This is a genomic window from Marinovum sp. E3 (assembly GCF_055755275.1).
Window position 1 is genome coordinate 635,912 of the sequence record NZ_CM146908.1, and the last position, 23,671, is coordinate 659,582.

The 23,671-nt window shown below is 65.6% G+C and carries 26 protein-coding genes; 16 read left to right on the top strand and 10 right to left on the bottom strand.

The window, feature by feature from the left end; all coding sequences use genetic code 11:
* Window positions 1-35: 35 nt before the first annotated feature.
* The gene (locus AC0J5K_RS03115) at window positions 36-584 is read left to right on the top strand and encodes a DUF4174 domain-containing protein (RefSeq protein WP_083415904.1); all 549 of its coding nucleotides are present in this window, start codon (window positions 36-38) and stop codon (window positions 582-584) included.
* Window positions 585-756: 172 nt separating this feature from the next.
* On the opposite strand, the gene AC0J5K_RS03120 is transcribed toward AC0J5K_RS03115, so the two are convergent.
* From AC0J5K_RS03120 to AC0J5K_RS03150, 7 genes are all read right to left on the bottom strand, one after another.
* Window positions 757-1,590: a hypothetical protein gene (locus AC0J5K_RS03120; protein ID WP_139211147.1), complete on the bottom strand. Its 834-nt coding sequence runs from the start codon at window positions 1,588-1,590 to the stop codon at window positions 757-759.
* Between the two features lie 7 nt (window positions 1,591-1,597).
* Window positions 1,598-3,643, bottom strand: a complete 2,046-nt coding sequence (locus AC0J5K_RS03125; RefSeq protein WP_274565665.1) for an acetyl-CoA carboxylase biotin carboxylase subunit — start codon at window positions 3,641-3,643, stop codon at window positions 1,598-1,600.
* Window positions 3,644-4,208: 565 nt separating this feature from the next.
* On the bottom strand, window positions 4,209-4,568 hold the full coding sequence (locus tag AC0J5K_RS03130) for a hypothetical protein (protein WP_048529869.1): 360 nt from the start codon (window positions 4,566-4,568) through the stop codon (window positions 4,209-4,211).
* Between the two features lie 66 nt (window positions 4,569-4,634).
* Complete coding sequence (locus tag AC0J5K_RS03135; RefSeq protein ID WP_170850485.1) at window positions 4,635-4,778, bottom strand: hypothetical protein; 144 nt, start codon at window positions 4,776-4,778, stop codon at window positions 4,635-4,637.
* A gap of 214 nt (window positions 4,779-4,992) precedes the next feature.
* Window positions 4,993-5,364: a DUF6497 family protein gene (locus AC0J5K_RS03140; protein WP_048529871.1), complete on the bottom strand. Its 372-nt coding sequence runs from the start codon at window positions 5,362-5,364 to the stop codon at window positions 4,993-4,995.
* Window positions 5,365-5,480: 116 nt separating this feature from the next.
* Complete coding sequence (locus tag AC0J5K_RS03145) at window positions 5,481-5,837, bottom strand: hypothetical protein (protein ID WP_074834360.1); 357 nt, start codon at window positions 5,835-5,837, stop codon at window positions 5,481-5,483.
* Between the two features lie 64 nt (window positions 5,838-5,901).
* A complete protein-coding gene (locus AC0J5K_RS03150; protein ID WP_274565664.1) occupies window positions 5,902-7,434 on the bottom strand; it encodes an acyl-CoA carboxylase subunit beta in 1,533 nt (510 codons plus the stop codon).
* Window positions 7,435-7,663: 229 nt separating this feature from the next.
* Here AC0J5K_RS03150 and AC0J5K_RS03155 point away from each other — a divergent pair, with 229 nt between their 5' ends.
* Together AC0J5K_RS03155 and AC0J5K_RS03160 are read left to right on the top strand one after the other, a co-directional pair.
* On the top strand, window positions 7,664-8,881 hold the full coding sequence (locus tag AC0J5K_RS03155) for a multidrug effflux MFS transporter (RefSeq protein WP_274565663.1): 1,218 nt from the start codon (window positions 7,664-7,666) through the stop codon (window positions 8,879-8,881).
* A 96-nt stretch (window positions 8,882-8,977) separates the two neighbouring features.
* A complete protein-coding gene (locus AC0J5K_RS03160) occupies window positions 8,978-10,384 on the top strand; it encodes a helix-turn-helix domain-containing protein (RefSeq protein WP_074834363.1) in 1,407 nt (468 codons plus the stop codon).
* A gap of 22 nt (window positions 10,385-10,406) precedes the next feature.
* On the opposite strand, the gene nhaA is transcribed toward AC0J5K_RS03160, so the two are convergent.
* A complete protein-coding gene (gene nhaA / locus AC0J5K_RS03165; protein WP_074834364.1) occupies window positions 10,407-11,600 on the bottom strand; it encodes a Na+/H+ antiporter NhaA in 1,194 nt (397 codons plus the stop codon).
* A 231-nt stretch (window positions 11,601-11,831) separates the two neighbouring features.
* Between nhaA and AC0J5K_RS03170 the strand changes: the two genes are divergently transcribed.
* From AC0J5K_RS03170 to AC0J5K_RS03205, 8 genes are all read left to right on the top strand, one after another.
* Window positions 11,832-12,839 carry an endonuclease/exonuclease/phosphatase family protein gene (locus AC0J5K_RS03170; protein ID WP_274565662.1) on the top strand — a complete coding sequence of 336 codons (1,008 nt, stop codon included), beginning with the start codon at window positions 11,832-11,834 and terminating at the stop codon, window positions 12,837-12,839.
* Window positions 12,840-12,913: 74 nt separating this feature from the next.
* Window positions 12,914-13,804 (top strand): carbon-nitrogen hydrolase family protein, encoded by an 891-nt coding sequence (locus AC0J5K_RS03175; RefSeq protein ID WP_274565702.1) that lies wholly within the window; start codon window positions 12,914-12,916, stop codon window positions 13,802-13,804.
* 71 nt (window positions 13,805-13,875) lie between these two features.
* Window positions 13,876-14,094, top strand: a complete 219-nt coding sequence (gene infA / locus AC0J5K_RS03180) for a translation initiation factor IF-1 (RefSeq protein WP_011455993.1) — start codon at window positions 13,876-13,878, stop codon at window positions 14,092-14,094.
* Between the two features lie 11 nt (window positions 14,095-14,105).
* Entirely contained in the window at window positions 14,106-14,687 is a 582-nt protein-coding gene (locus AC0J5K_RS03185; protein ID WP_048529882.1) for a Maf family protein, read from the top strand.
* On the top strand, window positions 14,684-15,703 hold the full coding sequence (locus AC0J5K_RS03190) for a ribonuclease E/G (RefSeq protein ID WP_274565661.1): 1,020 nt from the start codon (window positions 14,684-14,686) through the stop codon (window positions 15,701-15,703). The genes AC0J5K_RS03185 and AC0J5K_RS03190 overlap by 4 nt, the downstream gene beginning before the upstream one ends.
* Window positions 15,700-15,882 carry a DNA gyrase inhibitor YacG gene (locus AC0J5K_RS03195; RefSeq protein WP_048529886.1) on the top strand — a complete coding sequence of 61 codons (183 nt, stop codon included), beginning with the start codon at window positions 15,700-15,702 and terminating at the stop codon, window positions 15,880-15,882. The genes AC0J5K_RS03190 and AC0J5K_RS03195 overlap by 4 nt, the downstream gene beginning before the upstream one ends.
* 113 nt (window positions 15,883-15,995) lie before the next feature.
* Window positions 15,996-16,316, top strand: a complete 321-nt coding sequence (locus AC0J5K_RS03200) for a hypothetical protein (RefSeq protein WP_274565660.1) — start codon at window positions 15,996-15,998, stop codon at window positions 16,314-16,316.
* Between the two features lie 109 nt (window positions 16,317-16,425).
* On the top strand, window positions 16,426-17,211 hold the full coding sequence (locus tag AC0J5K_RS03205) for an inositol monophosphatase family protein (protein ID WP_074834372.1): 786 nt from the start codon (window positions 16,426-16,428) through the stop codon (window positions 17,209-17,211).
* 6 nt (window positions 17,212-17,217) lie between these two features.
* On the opposite strand, the gene AC0J5K_RS03210 is transcribed toward AC0J5K_RS03205, so the two are convergent.
* A complete protein-coding gene (locus AC0J5K_RS03210; protein WP_274565659.1) occupies window positions 17,218-18,222 on the bottom strand; it encodes a zinc ABC transporter substrate-binding protein in 1,005 nt (334 codons plus the stop codon).
* A gap of 84 nt (window positions 18,223-18,306) precedes the next feature.
* Here AC0J5K_RS03210 and AC0J5K_RS03215 point away from each other — a divergent pair, with 84 nt between their 5' ends.
* From AC0J5K_RS03215 to AC0J5K_RS03225, 3 genes are read left to right on the top strand one after another with little or no spacing between them, the layout of a single operon-like run.
* Window positions 18,307-18,789 carry a helix-turn-helix domain-containing protein gene (locus AC0J5K_RS03215; protein WP_274565658.1) on the top strand — a complete coding sequence of 161 codons (483 nt, stop codon included), beginning with the start codon at window positions 18,307-18,309 and terminating at the stop codon, window positions 18,787-18,789.
* Window positions 18,786-19,541, top strand: a complete 756-nt coding sequence (locus AC0J5K_RS03220) for an ATP-binding cassette domain-containing protein (protein ID WP_048529895.1) — start codon at window positions 18,786-18,788, stop codon at window positions 19,539-19,541. Before AC0J5K_RS03215 ends, AC0J5K_RS03220 begins: the two co-directional genes overlap by 4 nt.
* Window positions 19,538-20,350, top strand: coding sequence for a metal ABC transporter permease (locus AC0J5K_RS03225; protein ID WP_274565657.1), 813 nt, complete (start codon window positions 19,538-19,540; stop codon window positions 20,348-20,350). The genes AC0J5K_RS03220 and AC0J5K_RS03225 overlap by 4 nt, the downstream gene beginning before the upstream one ends.
* Here the strand turns inward: AC0J5K_RS03225 and AC0J5K_RS03230 are convergent.
* The gene (locus AC0J5K_RS03230; protein ID WP_274565656.1) at window positions 20,347-21,267 is read right to left on the bottom strand and encodes a phytanoyl-CoA dioxygenase family protein; all 921 of its coding nucleotides are present in this window, start codon (window positions 21,265-21,267) and stop codon (window positions 20,347-20,349) included. The two genes, AC0J5K_RS03225 and AC0J5K_RS03230, sit on opposite strands and share 4 nt — an antisense overlap.
* 387 nt (window positions 21,268-21,654) lie before the next feature.
* Between AC0J5K_RS03230 and groES the strand changes: the two genes are divergently transcribed.
* Both groES and groL read left to right on the top strand, forming a co-directional pair.
* Entirely contained in the window at window positions 21,655-21,942 is a 288-nt protein-coding gene (groES, locus tag AC0J5K_RS03235; RefSeq protein ID WP_048529901.1) for a co-chaperone GroES, read from the top strand.
* Between the two features lie 60 nt (window positions 21,943-22,002).
* Entirely contained in the window at window positions 22,003-23,655 is a 1,653-nt protein-coding gene (gene groL / locus AC0J5K_RS03240; RefSeq protein WP_048529903.1) for a chaperonin GroEL, read from the top strand.
* Window positions 23,656-23,671 lie beyond the last annotated feature (16 nt).

Here is a 23,671-nt window from a genome sequence, read left to right on the forward strand (position 1 = left end):
GGCAATTGCCTATATGCTGGGTACGAGGAGGACCCATGGCCCAGATGTACCGCGTTCTGACGATGATCTTTGCCGCCGCCGCCAGCACGGGCGCGGCACAGGAAGTGGCCGTCGCCCAGGGCGAGCCGGTGGCCGAAGAGGCGCCCGGGGCGGCCGAAGAGCCACCAGAGGTCGCCGTCGAGGCGCCGGAAACGGCGGTCGAGCAGGAAGTCGCGGCGGAGCCGGTGATCCAGCCGGCCGGGGTGCATGAGCTCGAGGAATACCTCTGGCTCAAGCGGCCGGTGGTGGTCTTTGCCGACAGCCCCAACGATCCGAGGTTTCGCCAGCAGATGGACCTGATCGAGGACCGGCTGGACGACCTGGCCGACCGCGATGTGGTGGTGCTGACCGATACCGATGCCTCCGTGCTCACCCCGATGCGCGAAAAGCTGCGGCCGCGCGGCTTCATGCTGGTGCTGATCGGCAAGGACGGCTCGGTGTACCTGCGCAAGCCCTTTCCCTGGTCGGTGCGCGAAATCGGCCGCTCGATCGACAAGATGCCGCTGCGCCAACAGGAGATCCGCGACCGGCGCACCGGGAACTGAGCGCTGTCTTCATTGATTTTCCGGCGATATATGCCTATATATGCGGTGTATCCCGCGCGTGTCGCGGGCCAACCAGATGAGGTGCGCGGATGCTGAAAGCGCGGTATCAGCCGAAACAGCCCGAAAAGACGCCCGGCGGCCCCGGTGGCGGCGGCGATTTCTGATCGCGCGGTCATAGCGTCACATCCTCGTTCTTGCCCGACCGCGGAATCGCTTCCGGATTCGGCACGCCGATCTTCAGATTGATGTCCTCCAGCGCCCGCAGCCCCCAATAGAGGGTCGCGCGTCTTTGCTGTGTCAGCTCCTTGTGCAGGGTGATGCGCCGCCGGGCTTCTAGCCGGGGGAATTCGGCGCGGTGGGTGTCGGCGACCATGGTGCCCAGTTCCGAAAAGGCCGCATAGAACCGCAGGACCGGTTCCAGCGTCGCGGCATTGATCACATGCAACTGGCCCGACACGGCGTCATAGACCGTGGCCGGGCTTTCCGAGGCGGAAAATGGAAAATAGGCCCCGGTCGGATCATCGCCGCCCATGGCGATATTGCGCTCCACCTCTTCCGCCTGCCGGGTGATCGGGTGCTTGTCGAGCTTTTCGACGATGGTAAAGACCTCGCTGCGCAGCGCCATCAACAGGTCAAGCTCCTGCTCGCTGCGGTCGCGCTGGCGGCGTTCCTCCTGAAAGATGAAGGTGGCCAGCCAGCCGGTGACGATGATCAACCCGGCCAGCGCCGCCTGCCGTAACCGCACGTCCAGCCCGTCGCCGGAGAACACCAGAACGATTGGCACCAGTGCCGCCAGCAGGATCGGCAGGAGCACCATCCCGCCGCGCCGCAACATGCGCAACAGGTCGACCTCGCCGCGCCACCGGTAGACCGCCAGCAACGCAACCAGCAAGAGCAGAACGGCCGCCAGCAGCGCCATGGGGTCGGGCAGCGCGATGCCGGTGGTGGTGGCGCTCAGCGCCAGCCAGACCGCCAGAAAGATCGCTATCCACCCCAAAGCAGACATGGCCGGGTTACTCGAATTCCATGATCACGTCGTCCACCGCCAGGCTGTCGCCGGCGCCGGCATTGATCTTGGACACCACGCCGCTGCGTTCGGCGCGCAGGATGTTCTCCATCTTCATCGCCTCGACGGTGCAGAGTGCCTGACCCTCCTGGACGTCCTGCCCGACCTCGACATCGACCTTCACGATCAGCCCGGGCATCGGGCAGAGCAGCATCTTCGAGGTGTCCGGCGGCAGTTTCTCGGGCATCAGCGCGGCCAGCTCGGCCTGACGGCGCGAGCGCACATGCACCTTCATGTCGGCGCCACGCGAGCGGATGCGGAAGCCATGTGTGATCTTGTCGACCTTGAGCACCAGCGGCTTGCCGTCCACGGTCATTTCGGCCAGCGTCCTGCCCGGGGTCCAGTCACCTTCGACCCGCAGCGAACCGCCGTCTTCAAAGCTGACATCGGCACCGCCGGAGTAGGGGGCGATGGTCACGTTGTAGGTCTGGCCCTGAAGCGTGACCGTGGCCTGATTGTCGACCCGGCGCTCGTGGTTGTCGAGCCGGCCGGACACGCGGGTGCGGCGGATTTCGGCAACCCGGTTCATCGCCGCGGTGCAAGCCGCGATCTGGCGCAGGGCGGCGTCCTCCAGCGTCACACCGGCGAAGCCGTCGGGATATTCCTCGGCAATGAAGGCGGTGGTCATCTCGCCCGAGACGAACTTGGGGTGATCCATCACCGCGCTGAGGAAAGGGATGTTGTGGCCGATGCCTTCGACCTCGAAGCTGTCGAGCGCCACCCGCATCGCCTCGATCGCCTCGGCGCGGGTCGGCGCCCAGGTGCAGAGTTTGGCGATCATCGGGTCGTAGTACATGGAGATCTCGCCGCCCTCGAAAACGCCGGTGTCGTTGCGCACCGCATTGGGCCCCGAAGGCGCCTCGCCCTGCCATGTGTCATTGGCCAACAGCGGGCCGGCGGCCACCTCGGCCGGCGGGCGGTAGCGGGTCAGGCGGCCGATCGAGGGCAGGAAATTGCGGTAGGGGTCTTCGGCATAAAGCCGGCTTTCCACCGCCCAGCCGGTCAGCTTCACGTCCTCCTGGGTGATCGACAGCTTCTCGCCGGCGGCGACGCGGATCATCTGTTCCACAAGATCGACGCCGGTGATCAGCTCGGTCACCGGGTGTTCGACCTGAAGCCGGGTGTTCATCTCGAGAAAGTAGAAGTTCTTGTTGCCGTCGACGATGAATTCCACGGTGCCGGCGCTGGCGTAGCCCACCGCCTTGGCCAGGGCGACGGCCTGTTCGCCCATCGCCTTGCGCGTGGCTTCGTCGAGAAAGGGCGAGGGCGCCTCTTCGATGACCTTCTGGTTGCGGCGCTGGATCGAGCATTCCCGCTCGCCCAGATAGACCGCGTTGCCATGGCCGTCGGCCAGCACCTGGATTTCGATGTGGCGCGGCTGGGTGACGAATTTCTCGATGAAGATGCGGTCATCGCCAAAGCTCGAGGCGGCTTCGTTCTTGGATGACTGGAAGCCCTCGCGGGCCTCGTCGTCGTTCCAGGCGATGCGCATGCCCTTGCCGCCACCGCCGGCGGAGGCCTTGATCATCACCGGATAGCCGATCTCGTTCGAGATCTTCACCGCCTCCTCGGCGTCCTCGATCAGCCCCATATAGCCCGGCACGGTCGAGACATCGGCCTCCTGGGCGATCTTCTTCGAGGTGATCTTGTCGCCCATCGCTTCGATCGCGCCCTTGGGCGGGCCGACAAAGGCCACCCCGGCGGCGTCGAGCGCCTCGGCGAATTTCGGGTTCTCGGACAGGAAGCCATAGCCCGGGTGCACCGCCTGGGCGCCGGTCGCCTTGATTGCGGCCATGATCTTGTCGATCACGATATAGGACTGGTTGGCCTGCGGCGGGCCGATGTGCACGGCCTCGTCGGCCATCTTCACATGCAGCGCGTGCTTGTCGGCATCGGAATAGACGGCCACGGTCTGGATGCCCATCTTGCGGGCCGATTTGATGACACGGCAGGCAATCTCGCCACGGTTGGCGATCAGGATCTTGTTGAACATGGGTGGTCCTTCTTGGTCTGGCTGAACACGGCAAAACGGCCTCGCGGCGCATCAGACGCCGGAGGCCGTGCAAAGGTGGTGAGAGGAGACGGAATTAACGGTGCAGCGACCCGGTCATCGCATGGCTGCACGCCGATGGCATGGCCACTGCGGACACCAATACCACAATCAACTGACTCTGTCTGACCGCTCTCATGTCTTGCCTCTTTTGCCAGAAGCTTCTGACACGGGAGAGTAACGAGATTACTGCGCCACGTAACCCTTTGCGTGTGCAAAGCGCGCCGAAGTGATGCTGATTGGCGACAGGCAGGGCGGGGCCCTGTGCCTGGGGTCGCGGCAAATCGGGCCGGGGCAAAAGACGCGGGCGGTTGCGAAGGGGACACGCAAGACCGCCCGCAGGTCAAAGGGTAACGGTGATCTGCCGGGAACGATTGGACACCCGACCACACAGTTATCCCGGCGACACTGCGGCGGGCCCGCGCCGGTGCCAAGGGCCGGGGCGCCGGTCGGCGGTGATCGGCAAGGCTCCGCGCGTTTGCGGCCGGGGTGCGCGTAAAGGCGCTCATCACCAGGTGCCGCCGTCTTCGAAGGCGTCGGGAAAGGCGCGTCGGGCGGCCTCTTCGTCGATGATCAGGCGGGCCTCGTAGTCCTCGGGGTCGAACGGATCGTCATAGGGCAGCACCTCGCGGCCGAAGAGCCAGCTCAGCCGGCCGGCGTCGAGGTTGCCGCGTTCGAAAGGTTCGGCGCCGAATTGCTGCCAGAGCGCGGCAAGAAACCACAGATCGGCGCGCCGGTCGGGGGCGCGGCGGTCGCGGTAGCGTTCGCGCCGGATGATCGGCGTTGCGCCCTTGGGATTGGGGCGGCGGACGGTAAACTGAAAATCGGTGCCGGGAAGGCGGCCGGGGAAACCGCGATGCTTGATCATGCCGCGCCCTCCCGGAAAGAGGCGGGCAGAAGCGGAACAGGCCCGGGGGCCTGTTCCGATCGTGTCTTACTTGTATTTGCCGGTATAAACGGGCTCGACCGAAATCGGCTCCGGATCGACAACGATGAATTCCTCTTCCTGCTGCTGGGCGCATGCCGCGACAACGGTGAAGAGGCCAAGTGCTGCGATGAGCTTGAGGCTCTTGGACATAAATTTCTCCTGTCAGTCACAACGGCAGGGATCCGCGCACACGGCGAGGCCCCATACCGACACAAAGGTAAGGTCACTTGGGTGTAACCCGTCTCAACTTTAGTAGATAACATCCCGGAAATATACGGGTTTTCGACGGGTCCACACTCATGTGGCGAGAAAGCCGCAATATCGGGGAACTTCTGCGAGGACTCCGCAAGATATAGTAGGCGCATCAGAACAACTCCCAGATGCAGGTGGCATCCTCGATGGAGTAGCTCTCGAAGAACTGTGCCACATCGGGTGCGATTGTGCCGAATTCGAGCGGCTCGGAACTAAGTGATACGACGACGCGTTGGGCGGGGAGGCCGCGGGTTGCGAGCTCGGGCAGGGCGACCGTATTGCAGAGGTATTCCATGTCGGAAAACACCGCTTCCATGGTCTCGGCGGCCTGCTCGAGATCGGGGGCGACGAATCGGGCGCGGAAGATGGCGAGCGGTGTATCGGTCTCGTCGCGGTAGTCCTGAAGCACGACCCGAAGCCCTGACGGCGCCTCGATCTGCGTCGGATCGGTAGCGGCGGCCGGGGCGGTGGTGGCCCAGAGCATTGCAATCGCGGGTAAAATCAAGTGGCAGCCCCGCCCTCGTTTCCGAGCTCCTCCCGGCGGGGCTGCGCGGCGTGTGGTTCCCCCTCGCGCCGCAGTAAACTTGACGTGAATAAAGGTCATATCAGAACTTTCCCCCCGGTCAACAGGGCACATCGTTGCCAGCGCGCCCGCAGTTCGGGGTCGTGCAGCAAGTCTCCGATCTGTGCTTCGGTCCGCGCCTTGGGAAAGGCCGCGGTGACGCTGCCGCCGGCGGTGACGGTGAGGCCGGCACCGGTTCGTGTGACCTGCACCGCCGGTGCGAATCCGCGCAGGCGGCGCAGCCGGCGCCACATGTCCTGACGGATCATATGCGCCAGGGGCAGCATCCGCAGCGGCGGAAACTCGGCCCGGGCCGCAACGTCGAACCGCGCCTCCGGCCGGCGGGACAGGGTCAGCCCACAGGCGTCGCGCCGGATGTGCCAGGTCTTGCTCACGCGAGCGTCTCCTCGGGCCGTCGCAGGCCCTTCTCGGGTCGGGTGGGCCGGCCGTTAAGGCCGGTTACAGCGGAATATTGTCGTGTTTCTTCCATGGGTTGGTGAGCTTCTTGCTGCGCAGGGCGGCAAAGGCCCGGCTCACCCGCTTGCGGGTGGAATGCGGCATGATCACCTCGTCGATAAAGCCCCGCTCGGCCGCCACGAAGGGGTTGGCGAAACGGTCCTCGTAATCCTTGGTGCGCTTGGCGATCTTGTCCGGGTCGCCCAGTTCCGCGCGATAGAGGATCTCGGTCGCCCCCTTGGCGCCCATCACCGCGATCTCGGCGGTGGGCCAGGCATAGTTCATGTCGCCGCGCAGGTGCTTGGACGCCATCACGTCGTAGGCGCCGCCATAGGCCTTGCGGGTGATCACGGTCACCTTGGGCACCGTCGCCTCGCCATAGGCGAACAGCAGCTTGGCGCCGTGCTTGATGACGCCGCCATATTCCTGGCTGGTACCGGGCAAGAAGCCGGGCACGTCGACGAAGGTGAGAATCGGCACCTCGAACGCATCGCAGAATCGCACGAATCGTGCCGCCTTGCGCGACGAATCGATGTCGAGACAGCCGGCCAGCACCATCGGCTGATTGGCAACGACGCCGACGGTCTGGCCTTCGAGACGGATGAAGCCGGCGATGATGTTCTTGGCGAAATCCTCCTGGATCTCGTAGAAATCGCCTTCGTCCGCCGTTTTGTGGATCAGCTCCTTCATGTCGTAGGGCGTGTTGGCGTTTTCCGGCACCAGCGTGTCGAGGCTGTTTTCCAGCCGGTTCACATCGTCGAAGAACGGCCGCACCGGAGGCTTTTCGCGGTTGTTGAGCGGCAGGAAATCGACCAGCCGGCGCACCTCGGCCAGCGCTTCGACGTCATTTTCAAAGGCGCCGTCGGCGACGCTGGATTTGCGGGTGTGGGTCGAGGCGCCGCCCAGCTCTTCGGCGGTGACCTGTTCGTTGGTCACGGTCTTCACCACGTCGGGGCCGGTGACGAACATGTAAGAGCTGTCTTTCACCATGAAGATGAAATCGGTCATCGCTGGAGAATAGACCGCGCCGCCGGCACAGGGCCCCATGATGACCGAGATCTGCGGCACGACACCCGAGGCCATGATGTTGCGCTGGAAGATCTCGGCATAGCCCGCCAGCGCGTCGACGCCTTCCTGGATGCGGGCGCCGCCGCTGTCGTTGAGGCCGATCACCGGGGCGCCGTTCTGCACCGCCATATCCATGATCTTGCAGATCTTCTGGGCGTGGGTGGCGCTGACCGAGCCGCCGAGGACGGTGAAATCCTGGCTGTAGACATAGACCATGCGGCCGTTGACCGTGCCCCAGCCGGTCACCACGCCGTCCCCGGCGGGGGCATTGTCCTCCATGCCGAAATCGGTGCAGCGGTGGGTGACGAACGTGTCGTATTCCTCGAAACTGTCCTCGTCGAGCAAGAGCTCGATCCGCTCGCGTGCGGTCAGCTTGCCCTTGGCGTGCTGCGCGTCGATGCGTTTCTGTCCGCCCCCCATCCGGGCGTCCTGGCGGCGGTCTTCGAGTTCCTGAAGAATGTCGGTCATCATCGGCCCCTTGCATGTTTCCGCGAGACCATACTGCGATGCAGCGACGACACAAGGCAAAGGTGGAATATTTGCAAATAAGCTCACGGCTGATTTGGAATATTTGCAAAATGCACGTTTGACGCGAGTCGACCTTTGCAAAAATGCACAGGTCATTGTGCGGATCGGGCCTACAGTTTGCAGGGGCGAGATAATGGACATGCCTGCAAAGCGGGCGTAAGCCTTTTTCATGGCTGTTTCCCCCGTGGTCAAATTTCTTGACCGAACCACCCCGCCGCATATCCTGACGCTGATCCTGCTTGCTGGCATGGCGGCTCTGGCGATGAACATCTTCCTGCCGTCGCTGCCGGGGATGACCGCCTATTTCGACACCGACTACCGGCTGATGCAGCTCTCGGTCGCGATCTACCTTGGGGTGAACGCCTGTCTTCAGCTTGTCGTCGGGCCGATGTCGGATCAGATGGGCCGCCGGCCGGTGATCCTGGGCGGGCTGGTGATCTTTGTCCTTGCGACGCTGGGCTGCATCTTTGCCCCCAATGTCACGATTTTCCTGATCTGCCGCATGGCCCAGGCCGCCGTGGTGGTGGCAATGGTGCTGAGCCGGGCGGTGGTGCGCGACATGGTGCCCCAGGATCAGGCGGCCTCGATGATCGGCTATGTCACCATGGGCATGGCGGTGGTGCCGATGATCGGCCCGATGATTGGCGGGGTTCTCGACGAGCTCTGGGGCTGGAAGGCCTCGTTCTGGCTGCTCTTTGTCACCGGGCTGGCGACCCTCTGGCTGGCCTGGCGCGATCTGGGCGAGACCAAGATGCGGTCGGGTCAGACCCTACTGCGGCAGTTCCGGGATTACCCCGAGCTGATCCGCGCGCCGCGCTTCTGGGGGTATGCCCTGGCGGCGGCCTTTTCGTCGGGTTCGTTCTTTGCCTATCTCGGCGGCGCGCCCTTTGTCGGATCGGTGGTGTTTTCGCTCGACCCCGCGCTGCTCGGCCTGCTGTTCGGCGCGCCGGCGGTGGGCTACATGATCGGCAACGGTATCTCGGGCAAGTTCTCGGTCCGGGTCGGGATCAACCGCATGATCCTCTGGGGCTGCTGGGCCAACACCGTCGGATTGCTGCTGTCGATGGCGGTCTTTGCCGCCGGCCACGGCTCGGCGCTGAGCTTCTTCGGCTTCATGACATTCGTCGGCTTCGGCAACGGGCTGTGCATTCCCAATGCCACCGCCGGCACGCTTTCGGTCCGGCCGCATCTGGCGGGCACCGCCAGCGGGCTTGGCGGGGCGATCATGATCGGCGGCGGCGCCGGGCTCTCGGCGCTGGCGGGCGTTTTGCTGCAACCCGGCACCGGGCCGTGGCCGCTGCTGTGGCTGATGTTGCTCACCGGACTGCTGGGCATGGCGGCGATCACCCTGGTCATCCGGCGCGAACGGCGGCTGGGGATGGTCTGATCCGGCGGTGCAGGGGATCTGCGGCCGCGTGGCACCTTGCTCGGCTGGATTTGCAAAGCTAGCCTGCGCGCGACGCAAATTCGCAAAGGCACGCTCATGGCCACACAGAAACTCTATGCCGGCGCCAAGCTGCGGGAAACCCGCACGCGGCTGGGCCTGACCCAGAAGGATTTCGCTGGCAAGCTTGGCGTCTCGCTGCCCTATCTCAACCAGATGGAGAACAACAACCGCCCCGTCAGCACCACCGTGGTGCTGGCGCTGGCGCAGGAGTTCGGCTTCGATGTCACCGAGCTCAGTTCCGGCGATGCCGAGCGGCTGGTCTCGGACATGCGCGAGGCGCTGGCCGATCCGGTGTTCAACCAGGACGAGGCCGGTGCGCCGCCGCTGGCCGATCTGCGGCTCACCGCGTCGAACGCCCCGGCACTGGCGCGCGCCTTTCTCGAGCTGCACCGCGCCTATCGCCAGACCCATGAGCGGCTGGCCTCGCTCGATGCGGCGCTGGGGCACGAGGGCGGCGGCTTGCAGCTCAGCCCCTGGGAGGAGGTGCGCGACTTCTTTCACTATTGCGACAATTACATAGATGCGGTCGACCGGGCGGCCGAGAATTTCGCCGCCACTGCCCGGCGCGGTGATGTGCCCGCCGCCGCCGAGGCCTGGCTGAAAGGGCAGGGGATCACGCTGTGCATTGCCGCCACCGACACCCTGCGCCAGTTTGACCGCGCGACCGGCACGGTCACGCTTTCGGACCGGGCCGCGCCCGAGACCCGCAACTTTCAGCTCCTGCTGCAAATGGCGCTCTTGCAGCAGGACAAGCTGTTGCAGGCGACGCTCGACCTGGCCCGCTTTCAGTCCGACACCGCCCGCGCCATCGCCCATATCGGGCTGGCGAACTATTTTGCCGGTGCCGCGCTCATGCCTTATGGCCCCTTCCTCGCCGCCGCCCGCGAGACCCGGCATGATCTCGAACGCCTCGCCACCCGTTTCGGCGCCTCGATCGAACAGGTGGCGCATCGGCTTTCGACTTTGCAGCGGCCGGGCGCCAAGGGCGTGCCCTTCTTCTTTGTCAGGGTCGATCAGGCCGGCACGATCACCAAGCGCCACTCGGCCACCCGGCTGCAATTCGCCCGCTTTGGTGGCGCCTGTCCGCTGTGGAACGTGCACCGCGCCTTTGAAACCCCGGGCCGGTTCCTGCGGCAGCTGGCCGAGACACCGGACGGGGTGCGGTACATCTCCATCGCCCGCGATATCTCCAAGAGCGGCGGCCGGTACGGCGCACCGGTGCGGCGCTATGCCATGTCGCTGGGCTGCGAGGTCGAACACGCTGGCCAGCTTGTCTACGCCGACGGGCTCGACCTCGGGCCGGAGGCGGTTTTTGAACCGATCGGCATTTCCTGCCGGATCTGCGAGCGCACCCATTGCCACCAGCGCGCCATCCCGCCCCTCGAGCAGAAGCTGCACATCCAGCCCGACAGCCGCAAGGTGCTGCCTTACGAGATCGAGTGACGGGCGCGGCGACTGGGCTGGCTCAAGCCACCTCGGCCGCCTCCGGTTCGGCCTCTTCGCGCGCATCCGAGGCGAGCATCAGTGCGCCATAGCCGATCAGACCGGAAACCAGCGATCCCGAGAGCACGCCAAGCCGCACCTGGTTCATCAGGAGCGCGTCGTCAAAGCTGAGCGAGCCGATGAAGAGCGACATGGTAAAGCCCACCCCGGCCAGACAGCTCAGCCCGTAGATGTGCAGCCAGTTGGCGCCATGCGGCATGCGGGTCAGCCCGCTCCTGACCAGGACAAAGGTGACCCCGAAGACGCCAAGCTGCTTGCCGAGGATCAGACCGAGCGCGATGCCCAGCGGCAGGGGGGCGAGCAGGGCGGACAGGCTCATGCCCTGAAGCACCACGCCGGCATTGGCGAAGGCAAAGACCGGGACGATGAAATAGAGCACGTAAGGCGCCAGCCCATGTTCCAGCGAATGCAGCGGGCTCTTGCCCCATTTGTCGGTCATCGGAATGCAGAAGGCGGTGATCACCCCGGCCAGCGTGGCATGGACGCCGGATTTCAGCACGAAATACCACATCACCGCGCCGAGCAGGATCATCGGGGCCACCCGGTGCACCCGCTTGTAGTTGAGAAACAGCAGCAGCGCCAAAGGGATGAGGGCAGAGAACAGGTAGTCCACCTTGAGGTCGGCGGTGTAGAACAGGGCAATGATGACGATGGCCCCCAGGTCGTCGAGAATGGCCAGGGTGAGCAGAAAGACTTTGAGCGAAGAGGGCGCGCGGCTGCCCACCAGGGCGAGAATGCCGAGCGCGAAGGCGATGTCGGTGGCCGCCGGAATGGCCCAGCCGGCCAGCGTTGCCGGATTGCCCCAGTTGATCGCCACATAGACCAGGGCCGGCAGCGCCATGCCGCCGATGGCGGCGGCACCGGGCAGGATGACGTCACGCGGGTTCTTGAGCTTGCCTTCGAGGATCTCGCGCTTCAGCTCGAGCCCGATGAGAAAGAAGAAGACCGCCATCAGCCCGTCGTTGATCCAGAGGATGGCCGGTTTCTCGAGCCCCTCACCATTGACCATCAGCCCGAGGCGGGCGTCGAGAAAGCTGTCGTAGATCCCGGCAAGGCCGGAATTGGCCACGACAAGCGCCGCGACCGCCGAGAGCATCAAGAGAATGCCTCCCGATGCTTCGTGGCTGAAAAAACGGTCGATGGCGCGTAACAGCATCGAAATCCTCCCGAATTAATAATGATTTCGCATGGATATGCGTCGGCGTGGCGAATTTTCAACCGGCCAAGCCGTCGCAGGGGGAGACCAGGTGCGGCGGCGGGCGGAAAAACCGTCTTTTGGGCGCCGCGCGTGGTTTTTGCGCAGATCTGCGCGGCGGGGGCGATCAAGGCCGCGCTTGCGGCGAGATCGCGGGATGGCATAGTGCGTGGGGAGAGGCCGGAGGCGGGGATGCGGATCGCGACCTACAATGTGGAATGGTTCGACGCGCTGTTCGATGACGCGGGCCGGTTGCTGGCCGATGACGCATGGTCGGCGCGCCATGAGGTCACCCGACGCGAACAGATCGAGGCGCTGGCGATCGTCCTGACCGCGCTCGATGCCGATGCGGTGATGGTGATCGAGGCGCCCGACAGTCACCGGGCCCGCGACGGGGTGCGGGCGCTCGAGACCTTTGCCGCGACGTTCGGGCTGCGGGCGCGCCGGGCGGTGATCGGATTTACCAACACCACGCAGCAGGAGATCGCGCTGCTTTATGACCCGGACGCGCTTCGGGTGCGTCACGATCCGCGGGACAGCGCCGGGGCGCCGCGGTTTGACGGCACCTTCGAGATCGATCTCGATTTCGACGCCCGCCGCGACCGGGTGCGGTTCTCCAAGCCGCCACTGGAACTTGCGGTGGAGACCGCGGGCGGGCAGCGGCTTCGGATGATCGGCGCGCATCTGAAATCCAAGGCGCCGCATGGTGCCAAGACCCGCGATCAGATCATGCGGCTGTCGATCGCCAACCGGCGCAAGCAATTGGCGCAGGCGATCTGGCTGCGCCAGCGGGTCGAGGAGCATCTGGCGGCGGGCGAGAGCCTGATCGTGCTAGGCGATCTGAACGACGGGCCGGGGCTTGATGAATATGAGGCGCTGTTCGGCCGTTCGTCGGTCGAGATCATCCGCGGCGAGGGCCGCGACGGGCCGCGGCTTTACGACCCCAATGCCAGCATCGCGCTGCAACGCCGGTTGGGCGCGCAGCCGACGACGGCGCGGTTTTACATTGCCGGGCAGGACAGCTATTTGCAGGCGCTGCTGGATTATATCTTTGTCTCGCCCGATCTGTGTGCCAGGCGGCCGGACTGGCGGATCTGGCATCCGTTCAACGACCCGGCCTGCTGGCGCACGCGGGAGCTGCGCGAGGCGCTGGTGACGGCCTCGGATCATTATCCGGTGACGCTGGATATCGCGATCTGAGGTCGGGGGCTCTGCCCCCGTCGCCCGGGGCGACTCCCCCGGGATATTTTTGACCAGAAGAAGGTGCGATTATGGTGAAACTTGCGACGGCGGCCTATCCGATGGGCGTGCTGGAGAGCTGGGCGGATTATGAGGCGAAGATCTCTGGCTGGGTGGCCGAGGCGGCCGGGCAGGGGGCGGAGCTGCTGCTGTTTCCGGAATATGGCGCGATGGAACTGGCGACGCTGGACGGGCCGGAGGTGGCGGGGGATCTGGAGTGCTCTCTGCATGCGGTGTCGGACCGGGTGGCGGCGGCGGATGCGTTGCACGCCCGGCTGGCGGCAGCGCATGACGTGTATATCTGCGCCGCCTCGGCGCCGATCTTTGCCGGCGGCGCGCGACCGGTGAACCGGGCGCGGCTGTTCGCGCCCTCGGGGGAGATGGCACATCAGGACAAGCAGATCATGACCCGCTTCGAGCGCGCGCCCTGGGGGGTGGCGGCGGGCGATCCGCTCTGCCTGATCGAGACAGATCTGGGGCGGATCGGCATTTTGATCTGTTATGACAGCGAGTTTCCACTGCTCGGGCGGGCGCTGTCCGAGGCCGACATCCTGCTGGTGCCCTCCTGCACCGAGGCGCTGGCCGGTTATTGGCGGGTGCGCATCGGGGCGATGGCCCGGGCGTTGGAGAGCCAATGCGTGGTGGCGATGGCGAGCACAGTGGGCGCATGCCCCTGGTCCGAGGCGGTGGACACCAACACCGGGGCGGGCGGCGTCTTTGGCCCGCCGGACCTCGGATTCCCGCCGACCGGGGTGCTGGCGGAAGGGGCGCTGAATGTGCCGGGCTGGACCTATGCCGAAGTGCCGGAGGGGGCGGTGGAGACCGTGCGGCGCGCCGGCGTCGTGGCCAATCGCGCGCATTGGGTGGAGCAGCCGCAGGGCGCGGGAGCTGTCACAAAGCGTGATCTTCGCACACATAGCCCTTGAAAATCGTGCCGCAAGCGCTCATTTAGAGCGCGCCCGGCCTGTGTGCCGGGGTGTGTAACAAAGGAGAGACCATGGCCAAGGAAGAGATGCTCGAATTTCCCGGTGTCGTGAAGGAACTCCTGCCGAATGCGACGTTTCGGGTCGAGCTGGAAAACGGCCATGAGATCATCGCGCATACGGCAGGCAAGATGCGCAAGAATCGCATCCGCGTTCTGGCCGGCGACAAGGTTCAGGTGGAAATGACCCCCTATGATCTGACCAAGGGTCGGATCAACTATCGATTCAAGTAACCGGCGTTCCCGTGAGGTTCATCCTGGGATCGGGGAGCCCCAGACGGCGCGAGCTGCTGGGGCTTTTGGGCGTCGTGCCGGACGAGATCCGGGCGCCGGAGATCGACGAGACGCCCCTGAAAGGCGAGCTGCCCCGGGCCTATTGCGCCCGTATCGCGCGGCAGAAGGCCGAGGCGCTGGCGGTGGCCGGGGGCGAGGTGCTGCTCTGTGCCGATACCACGGTGGCGCTGGGCCGGCGCATTCTCGGCAAGCCGGCCGATATCGGCGAGGCCGCGGAATTCCTGACCAAGCTTGGCGGGCGGCGCCACCAGGTGATCACCGCCGTGGCGGTGAAGACCGCCGAAGGTCTCTGGGAGCGCGAGGTTGTCAGCGCGGTCAAGATGAAACGGCTGAGCGATTTGGAGCTGAACGCCTATCTTCAGTCCGGCGACTGGCGCGGCAAGGCCGGCGGCTATGGCATTCAGGGCATGGCCGGCGCCTTTATCCCGTGGATCCAGGGGTCTTACCCGGCGATCATGGGGCTGCCGCTGGCCGAGACCGCCGGAATTTTGCAAGCGGCGGGCTATCCGCTTTATCGGGAGTGTGCCGCATGAAGGGCCGCCAGATCGTTCTCGACCATTACGCCGGCCGCGAGGCGGCGGCGCTGCTGGTCGATGGCCGGCTCGAAGACCTGCTTATCGACGGCGAGGGCGTGCGTGTGGGCGCGATCTATCGCGCCCGGGCCGACCGGCCGATGAAGGGTCAGGGGGGAATGTTCCTCTCGACGCCCGACGGGCCGGTCTTTCTGCGCCAGGTCAAGGGGCTGAAACCCGGCGAACCGCTGCTGGTGCAGGTCACCGGCAGCGCCGAGCCGGGCAAGGCGGTGCCGGTGACGCAGAAGCTTTTGTTCAAGAGCCGCCATGCCATCGTCACGCCCGGCGCGCCGGGGTTGAACATCTCGCGGCAGATCCGCGACGAGGCGCTGCGCGACGCGCTGCTCGAGATCGCGCATGAGGCGATGCCGGAGCGTGACATGGGGCTGATCCTGCGGTCGTCCTGCGCCGAGGCGGATGCCGAGGAGATCGCCGAGGACATCCTCGCCATGCTGACGCTGGCGCGGCAGGTGCTGGCGGATGCGACGGGCGCGCCGGAAAAGCTGACCGAAGGCGACGGGCCGCATGTGCTGGCCTGGCGCGACTGGGTCGAGCCGGCGCAGGTCGAGACCGCCGAGGGCAGCTTCGAGGCCCTGGGCGTGCTGGACCTGATCGAAGGCCTGCACAGCCCGATGGTGCCACTCAAGGGCGCCGGTCACATGTATATCGAGCCGACCCGCGCGCTGGTGGCGGTGGATGTGAACACCGGCGGCGATACGTCGCCCGCAGCCGGGCTCAAGGCCAATATGGCGGCGCTGCGCGATCTGCCGCGGCAGTTGCGTCTGCGGGGCCTGGGCGGGCAGGTCGTTGTCGATCTGGCGCCGATGGCCAAGAAGGACCGGCGCCCGGTCGAGACCGAGCTGCGCCGCGCGCTGAAGGCCGATGCGGTCGAGACCACGATGGTGGGCTGGACCAACCTCGGCCATTACGAGCTGCACCGCGCACGGGTGCGCATGCCCTTGCCGGAGGCGTCATGAGCTGTCCGATCTGCGCCAAGCCGTCCGATCCGAAATACCGGCCGTTCTGTTCGAAGCGCTGCGCCGATCTCGACCTGGCGAAATGGCTGAGTGGCGCCTATGCCGTGCCGCTCGAGGAGGAAGACGAGTTCAGCGACTCGCAAGATCCGGTCGACACCCCCCAGCGCCGGACCCATTGAGAGAAACCTGACATTTATCAGGCGGTTGCACAGGCTTTCGTTGACTCGCAGCGGGAAGGGGGTAGCCTTGGGACAATTCTCTTGCGCGATTGCATCCTGACACGGGGGATCCCATGACTTTGACCAAAGCGACATTGATTGCCGGTTTGCTGGCGCTCGGGCCCGCGCCGGCGCTGGCCTGGAACGACATCTACACCGGTGACGGCACCACCAGGGCGGGCAAGACCCTGGTCTATCCCTATCCGGGCGTGGCCAATTTCTGCCCGGCCGGGCTTCAGCCGGTGCTGGCCAATGGCGAGATCTGCTGTGGCACGCCCAATACCACCGCACGTTTCCACAATGCGCCGGGCGGGCGCAAGCATCTGGCCAAGCGCCGGGCCCATGCCCCCAAGGCCTATGCGCCCGAGGGCTACAAGGGTGTGATCTACAAGTAATCCCGCTGCGCAATCGGCCGATCCGGCCTTGGCAAGCCCGGCCGGGCCGCGTATACGCGCGGCCTGATGCTTTTCGCCCGGGCCAGGGCGACCCCCGAAGGAGCCGGATATGCAGGGCAGCGCCAATCTCAACATCATGATGAAAACCGCGCGCAAGGCGGGGCGGTCTCTGGTCAAGGATTTCCGCGAGGTCGAGAACCTGCAAAGCTCGTCCAAGGCGGCGGGCGACTTCGTGACCCGCGCCGATATTGCCGCCGAAAAGATCATCCGCGACGAGCTGATGGAGGCGCGTCCGACCTATGGTTTCCTCGGCGAAGAGGGCGGCGAGACGGCAGGGCAGGACCCGACCCGTCGCTGGATCGTCGATCCGCTCGACGGCACCTCGAACTTCATGCACGGCCTGCCACATTGGGCGGTGTCGATCGCGCTTGAGCACAAGGGCCAGATTGTCTCGGCGGTGGTCTACGATCCGGCCAAGGACGAGATGTTCTTTGCCGAGAAGGGCGGCGGCGCCTGGATGAACGACACCCGCGTGCGGGTCTCTGACCGGCGTGGCATGACCGAAGCGCTGTTTGCCACCGGCGTGCCCTTTGGCACCCGCCGCGGCTTGCCCGAAACGCTCAAGGATCTGGGCCGGCTGATGCCGGTCTGCGCCGGTGTGCGCCGCTGGGGTGCCGCGGCGCTTGACCTGGCCTATGTCGCCGCCGGCCGTTTCGACGGCTATTGGGAGCGCGAAGTGCAGGTCTGGGATGTGGCCGGCGGGCTGTTGATTGCCCGCGAGGCCGGGGCGCTGGTCGAAGCGATCACCCCGGACGAAGACCCGCTCGAAGACCGCACGGTGGTCTGTGCCAACGAGCGGCTCTTCAACCAGTTTGCCAAGGTGATCCGCGGCTGATGTGCCTCAGCCTTTGAGGCAGCCCGCCATGTCTTCCGCCAACGTGGTGATCAGCGCCGGATAGAAGCCGGCGCCGGTCTCGATCCCGCTGCCCAGCGGGTCGAGCGTGGCAATGCGGGCCGTGGTGCCTTCGGCCAGGGTCTCGATCAGCCCGCGGTCGAACTGTGGTTCGGCGAAGAGGCAGGCAATGCCTTCCTTGGCGACGCGGTCCTGCAATGCGCGCACCCGCGCCGGTCCGGGCGCCGAGGCGTCGCCCAGCGAGACCGAGCCGGCCGCATGAATGTCGAAGCGTGTTTCGAAATAGTGATAGGCGTCGTGGAAAACGAGGAACGGCGTGTCGCGATGCGGCGCCAAGAGCGCCTCTGCGGCCTCGGTGGCGGCGGCGATTTCCTCGACCGCGGCGGCGGCATTCGCCTGGTAGGTGGCGGCATTGTCGGGATCGGCGGCTGCGAGCGCTTCGGCAATCAGCAGGCTCCAGGCCTGGGCGTTTTCGGGATCGAGCCAGCTGTGCGGGTCGGTGTCGCCGTGATCATGGTCGTCGTGATCATCAAGATCGTCGTGCCCGTGTTCCTCATGTTCCGCGTGGTCTTCCTCGTCGTGGTCCTCATGCGCATCCTTGTCGGGTTCGTCGTCGTCATGCGCGGCAGGGCCGTCTTCATGTTCGTCGTCAAAGCTGGCGCGCCAGTCCAGAACCTCGGTTTCGGGCCGGGTGTTGAGGTTGATCACCGCGCCCAGCGAGAGGCTGTCGAGCGTCCGGTCGAGCCAGGGTGCGAGCGCCGGGCCCATCCAGACCACCAGGTCAGCGTTCTGCAAGGCGCGGGCCTGTGACGGGCGCAGCGCGAAATCATGCGGCGTGGCGCCGGCCGGCACGATCAGCTCGGGCGTGCCGACGCCCTGCATCACCCGGGACACGAGGCCGTGCACCGGCGCGATATCGGTCGCGACCTGCGGCACATCGGCCAGGGCGGTGGATGCGGCGAGGAAAAAGGAGAGCGAAAGCAGTTTCTGCATGGGAGTATGTTACCTTATAACGTTTCCCGCTTGATACAGAGCATGTTATTACGTATCAAGTCGAAACACGCAGAAAGGCAAAATATGGACCCGGTGGGCTTTCACCAGCACGATCACGAGACTTGCAAGACCGGTGGCGTTGCCGCCGCCGACGCCTATTGCGTCGCCAGGGGGCTGCAATTCACCCTGGTGCGGCGCCGCACGCTCGAGGTGCTGCTCTCGGAGCATCGTGCAATGGGGGCCTATGACCTGCTCGAGGTGCTGGGCGCCGAAGGGTTCGGTTCGCAGCCGCCGGTGGTGTACCGGGCGTTGGATTTCCTGGTGAAGAACGGCTTTGCCCACAAGATCGAGCGGCTCAATGCCTTTGTCGGCTGCGTCCACCCCGGCGCCGATCACACGCCGGCCTTCCTGATCTGTCGCGCCTGCGACACCGTGGCCGAGACCCGCGCCCGCCCCGCCATGACGCTTTTGCGCGATCTTGCCGACGAGGCGGGCTTTGCCGTCGAACGCGCGGTGATCGAAGCCGAGGGCCTGTGTCCCAACTGCCGGGAGGCGGCACCGGAATGAGCCTGATGTCGATGCAGGGCGTGAGCATCCGTCATGGCAGCTTTCCCGCCCTGAGCAATGTGGATTTTGCCATCGAACAGGGCGAAATCGTCACCGTTGTGGGCCCCAACGGCTCGGGCAAATCGACGCTTTTGCGGGCGTTGATCGGCGCGGTCAAACCCTATGAGGGGCGGATCACCCGGCAAGACGCCATGCGAATCGGCTATGTGCCGCAAAAGCTGCACATCGATCCGACCCTGCCGATGCAGGTGGCGCGCTTTCTCGCGCTGCCCGGCCGGGTCTCTTCTGAGGCCCGCGCCACGGCGCTGCACCGGGCCGGCGCGGCCGATCTCGGCGCGCGGCCGATGGCCGGGCTCTCCGGGGGACAGCTGCAACGGGTGCTGCTGGCCCGGGCGATCCTGCACGAGCCGCAGCTGCTGCTGCTCGACGAGCCGACCCAGGGCCTGGATCAGCCCGGTGCGGCTGCTTTCTATCGCCGGATCGAGGATCTGCGCGCCGAGATCGGCTGTGCGGTGCTGATGGTGAGCCACGATCTGCACGTGGTGATGAGCGCCTCTGACCGGGTGATCTGCCTCAATGGCCATGTCTGCTGTGAGGGCCACCCCGAGAGCGTCGCCTCGGCCCCAGCCTATCGCGCGCTCTTCGGCTCCGGCACCGGCGGGGCGCTGGCCCTTTATCGCCACGAACACGACCACGAGCATGACGCCGGCTGCGACCACGACCATGCCCATAATCCCGAGGCAGCCGAATGACCCTGCTTGATGATTTCATTGTCCGCGCGGTGCTGGCGGGCCTTGGTGTGGCCCTGGCGGCGGCGCCGCTGGGCTGTTTCGTGGTCTGGCGGCGGATGGCCTATTTCGGCGATGCCACGGCGCATGCCTCGATCCTCGGGGTGGCGCTGGCGCTGGCGTTTTCGGTCTCGCCCTTTCTGGGTGCGCTGATCGTGGCGCTGGCGATGGCGACCACGGTTTCGGTGCTGTCGGGGCGCGGCTTTGCCATCGACACCATGTTGGGGGTGCTGGCGCATTCCTCGCTCGCCTTCGGCCTGGTGGCGGTCTCGATGCTCGACGGCGTGCGGATCGACCTGATGTCGTATCTGTTCGGCGATATCCTCGCGGTGGGCCGCGCCGATCTTCTGGTGATCTGGGGCGGTGCGGCGGCGGTGATCGGGCTGATGCTCTGGCGCTGGCAGGCGCTGCTGACCGCGACGCTCAGCGACGAACTGGCCTGGGCGGCCGGCATCGATCCCCGGCGCGAGCAGATAGTACTGACCCTGGCGCTGGCGTTGGTGGTCGCGGTGGCGATCAAGGTGGTGGGCGTGTTGCTGATCGCCGCCATGCTGATCATCCCTGCGGCGGCGGCGCGGCCCCTGTCCTCGACGCCGGAGACCATGGCCGCCATTGCCGCGATGGTGGGCGGCGGCGCGGTGCTGGGCGGGGTGCAGCTGGCACTTGTGCTCGATTCGCCGACCGGCCCGACCATCGTCTGCGCTGCCGCGCTGCTCTTTGCCGCCAGCGTCACCGTCTCGCTGCTGCGGGGCCGGGCGGCTGATCCGCGCTAGCCTGCCTCGCGCAGATCGGCGGGGACCGGGTAATCGGGGTGTTCGACCGGCTGATGGCAGTAATGCGCCGGCAACGGCGACTCGTGCAGCGCGGCGATGGCCGCCACCTCGGCCGCGACCGGGCCGGCCTCGGGCAGTGCGGCGCGCCACTCTGCCGGCCAGTCCAGAGGATCGGCCCGCGCCGCCACCAGCGCCATCCAGCGGCGCCGCAGCTCGGCCCAGTCTTGCGATTTCAAGTCGTCGGCGACAATCGCGGTCGAGGGCCGTATCTCGATATAGATCGTGCGGCGCACGCCGGGGCGGCGCTTGGGCAGCGAGGAATGCAGCACCATCATGTCCTGCACCAGGATGTCGCCGGCCTTCGTCGGCACATCGACCGAGCCGGGGATGTCCCATCCGTGTTCGCCGGAGAGGGCGCAGATATCGACCTTGTCACCCTGGGTTCCGGGCACATAGCGCAGGCAGCCATCGTCGATCGGGGCGTCGTCGAGGTAGACGCCGATGTTGAGGTAGGGCCAGCGCCGCGAATGCTGGGCGCCCTGATGCCAGATCACATAGCCGTTCGGATGCTGGCGCTTGTACAGCAGGTCCATCTCCATCGGCACCGCGGTCTCGCCGCAGAACTCGCGGGCGATGGCCATCATCGCGGGGGTGGCCAGCAGGTCCAGCACCTCCTCCGGGCTCCATTCCAGCAGCTTGTCGATCCGTTCCAGCACCGGCCCGGTCGCGGTGTCGAAGACCGCCGCCTTGCCGGTCTGGCGGGCCTCGGCATGTTCCTCGAGCGCGCGGGCCTCGAGCCGGTCGGCCATGTCGCGCAGCCGGGCCAGAAGTTCCGGCGGCACGGCGCCGGGAAAGGCGACATAACCCGGGCCGTCCAATTCCGCCTTCTGCCGGGGTGAGATCATAAAGTTTGCCATGCCGCGGATCCCCTGATGAAAATTCGAGAGTGGCGACTGCGTCCGGCGGCGTCAACCCGTGCGCGCGATGCGGCTAATCCGTTGGGCTTGCTGGCAATACCGTCAGCCACTATGGCGGCGTGGACACATCGGCGCCGCGGCACGGGGCCCATCCGCCTTTTGCGCCATCATGGTTGCATCCGGCCGTTCCGGGCCCCAGATGGAAAGCGTGTCGCACAGGCCGGCGCCGCCCGGCTTTCCCGGCGCATTTTTTTCCCGCTCCACTTGTTGACAGAGCTTCGTGAACTGCCTAGCTATGCGCCGTTAGCACTCAAACAGGGTGAGTGCTAACGCCTCTCCAAGGGGAGGCGAGACTGGAACAGAACTTTGAGCCAAGGAGCTGCAAAGATGGCATTTACACCGCTGCATGACCGCGTGCTGGTGCGTCGCACTGAGAGCGAAGAGAAAACCAAAGGCGGGCTGATCATTCCTGACAGCGCTAAGGAAAAGCCGCAGGAAGGTGAAATTGTGGCCGTGGGCGCAGGCGCGCGCGACGACGACGGCGACCGGATCGCCCTGGACGTCAAGGCCGGCGACAAGATCCTGTTCGGCAAATGGTCGGGCACCGAGATCACGCTGGACGGCGAAGAGCTGCTGATCATGAAGGAAAGCGACATCATGGGCGTCATCGCCTGAGTGTCGCCGGGTGGTGCGCCACCTGAATCCCAACGAAATTCAAGTCAAGGAGAGACATAAATGTCTGCCAAGGACGTCAAATTCGATACCGATGCCCGCAACAAGATGCTCAAAGGCGTCAACATCCTCGCCGATGCGGTGAAGGTGACCCTCGGCCCCAAAGGCCGCAACGTCGTGCTCGACAAATCCTTCGGCGCGCCGCGCATCACCAAGGACGGTGTGTCGGTTGCCAAGGAAATCGAACTGGAAGACAAGTTCGAGAACATGGGCGCGCAGATGGTGAAGGAAGTCGCTTCCCGCACCAACGACGAAGCCGGTGACGGCACCACCACCGCGACCGTTCTGGCTCAGGCCATCGTGCGCGAAGGCATGAAGTCGGTCGCAGCCGGCATGAACCCGATGGACCTCAAGCGCGGCATCGACCTGGCGACCGCGAAAGTCGTCGAGGCGATCAAGGCGGCCGCACGTGACGTGTCGGACAGCCACGAAGTCGCGCAGGTTGGCACCATCTCCGCCAACGGCGAGAAGGAAATCGGCCAGCAGATCGCTGACGCGATGCAGAAAGTCGGCAACGAAGGCGTGATCACCGTCGAAGAGAACAAAGGCCTCGAGACCGAGACCGATGTCGTCGAAGGCATGCAGTTCGACCGCGGCTACCTGTCGCCCTATTTCGTCACCAACTCGGACAAGATGATTGCCGAGCTGGAAGACTGCATGGTGCTGCTGCACGAGAAGAAACTGTCGTCGCTCCAGCCGATGGTTCCGCTGCTCGAGCAGGTGATTCAGTCGCAGAAACCGCTGCTGATCATTGCCGAAGACGTCGAAGGCGAAGCGCTGGCGACCCTGGTGGTCAACAAGCTGCGCGGCGGCCTGAAAATCGCGGCCGTCAAGGCACCGGGCTTCGGCGATCGCCGCAAGGCCATGCTCCAGGACATCGCGATCCTGACCGGCGGCCAGGTGATCTCGGAAGACCTCGGCATGAAGCTCGAGTCGGTCACCATGGACATGCTCGGCACCGCCAAGAAAATCTCGATCACCAAGGACGAGACCACCATCGTCGACGGTGCTGGCGAAAAAGCGGAAATCGAAGCGCGCGTCGCCCAGATCCGCAACCAGATCGAAGAGACCACCTCGGACTACGACCGTGAGAAGCTGCAAGAGCGCGTTGCCAAACTGGCAGGCGGTGTTGCCGTGATCCGCGTTGGCGGCATGACCGAAGTCGAAGTGAAAGAGCGCAAGGACCGTGTCGACGACGCTCTGAACGCGACCCGCGCAGCCGTCCAGGAAGGCATCGTCGTCGGCGGCGGTGTGGCCCTGGTTCAAGGCGCGAAGACCCTCGAAGGTCTGACCGGCGAGAACAACGACCAGAACGTCGGCATCTCGATCGTCCGCAAGGCGCTGGAAGCGCCGCTGCGTCAGATCGCAGAGAACGCCGGTGTTGACGGTTCGGTCGTGGCCGGCAAGGTCCGCGAAAGCGATGACGTCAAGTTCGGCTTCAACGCCCAGACCGAAGAATATGGCGACATGTTCTCCTACGGCGTGATCGACCCGGCGAAAGTGGTGCGCACCGCACTGCAAGACGCAGCCTCGATCGCCGGCCTGCTGATCACCACCGAAGCGATGGTGGCCGACAAGCCCGAGAAGCCGGGTGCCGGCGGCGGCGCAGGCATGCCCGACATGGGCGGCATGGGCGGCATGGGCGGCATGATGTAAATCACGCCATCCTGTC

Coding starts and splice junctions, on each gene's coding strand:
- AC0J5K_RS03155 (WP_274565663.1), top strand. CDS start 7,664: ATGGCTGTTTCCCCCGTGGTCAAATTTCTTGACCGAACCACCCCGCCG.
- AC0J5K_RS03120 (WP_139211147.1), bottom strand. CDS start 1,590: ATGTCTGCTTTGGGGTGGATAGCGATCTTTCTGGCGGTCTGGCTGGCG.
- nhaA (WP_074834364.1), bottom strand. CDS start 11,600: ATGCTGTTACGCGCCATCGACCGTTTTTTCAGCCACGAAGCATCGGGA.
- groES (WP_048529901.1), top strand. CDS start 21,655: ATGGCATTTACACCGCTGCATGACCGCGTGCTGGTGCGTCGCACTGAG.
- AC0J5K_RS03130 (WP_048529869.1), bottom strand. CDS start 4,568: ATGATCAAGCATCGCGGTTTCCCCGGCCGCCTTCCCGGCACCGATTTT.
- AC0J5K_RS03210 (WP_274565659.1), bottom strand. CDS start 18,222: ATGCAGAAACTGCTTTCGCTCTCCTTTTTCCTCGCCGCATCCACCGCC.
- AC0J5K_RS03150 (WP_274565664.1), bottom strand. CDS start 7,434: ATGACCGACATTCTTCAGGAACTCGAAGACCGCCGCCAGGACGCCCGG.
- AC0J5K_RS03170 (WP_274565662.1), top strand. CDS start 11,832: ATGCGGATCGCGACCTACAATGTGGAATGGTTCGACGCGCTGTTCGAT.
- AC0J5K_RS03200 (WP_274565660.1), top strand. CDS start 15,996: ATGACTTTGACCAAAGCGACATTGATTGCCGGTTTGCTGGCGCTCGGG.
- infA (WP_011455993.1), top strand. CDS start 13,876: ATGGCCAAGGAAGAGATGCTCGAATTTCCCGGTGTCGTGAAGGAACTC.
- AC0J5K_RS03195 (WP_048529886.1), top strand. CDS start 15,700: ATGAGCTGTCCGATCTGCGCCAAGCCGTCCGATCCGAAATACCGGCCG.
- AC0J5K_RS03190 (WP_274565661.1), top strand. CDS start 14,684: ATGAAGGGCCGCCAGATCGTTCTCGACCATTACGCCGGCCGCGAGGCG.
- AC0J5K_RS03115 (WP_083415904.1), top strand. CDS start 36: ATGGCCCAGATGTACCGCGTTCTGACGATGATCTTTGCCGCCGCCGCC.
- AC0J5K_RS03205 (WP_074834372.1), top strand. CDS start 16,426: ATGCAGGGCAGCGCCAATCTCAACATCATGATGAAAACCGCGCGCAAG.
- AC0J5K_RS03225 (WP_274565657.1), top strand. CDS start 19,538: ATGACCCTGCTTGATGATTTCATTGTCCGCGCGGTGCTGGCGGGCCTT.
- AC0J5K_RS03220 (WP_048529895.1), top strand. CDS start 18,786: ATGAGCCTGATGTCGATGCAGGGCGTGAGCATCCGTCATGGCAGCTTT.
- groL (WP_048529903.1), top strand. CDS start 22,003: ATGTCTGCCAAGGACGTCAAATTCGATACCGATGCCCGCAACAAGATG.
- AC0J5K_RS03125 (WP_274565665.1), bottom strand. CDS start 3,643: ATGTTCAACAAGATCCTGATCGCCAACCGTGGCGAGATTGCCTGCCGT.
- AC0J5K_RS03160 (WP_074834363.1), top strand. CDS start 8,978: ATGGCCACACAGAAACTCTATGCCGGCGCCAAGCTGCGGGAAACCCGC.
- AC0J5K_RS03230 (WP_274565656.1), bottom strand. CDS start 21,267: ATGGCAAACTTTATGATCTCACCCCGGCAGAAGGCGGAATTGGACGGC.
- AC0J5K_RS03215 (WP_274565658.1), top strand. CDS start 18,307: ATGGACCCGGTGGGCTTTCACCAGCACGATCACGAGACTTGCAAGACC.
- AC0J5K_RS03135 (WP_170850485.1), bottom strand. CDS start 4,778: ATGTCCAAGAGCCTCAAGCTCATCGCAGCACTTGGCCTCTTCACCGTT.
- AC0J5K_RS03140 (WP_048529871.1), bottom strand. CDS start 5,364: ATGCTCTGGGCCACCACCGCCCCGGCCGCCGCTACCGATCCGACGCAG.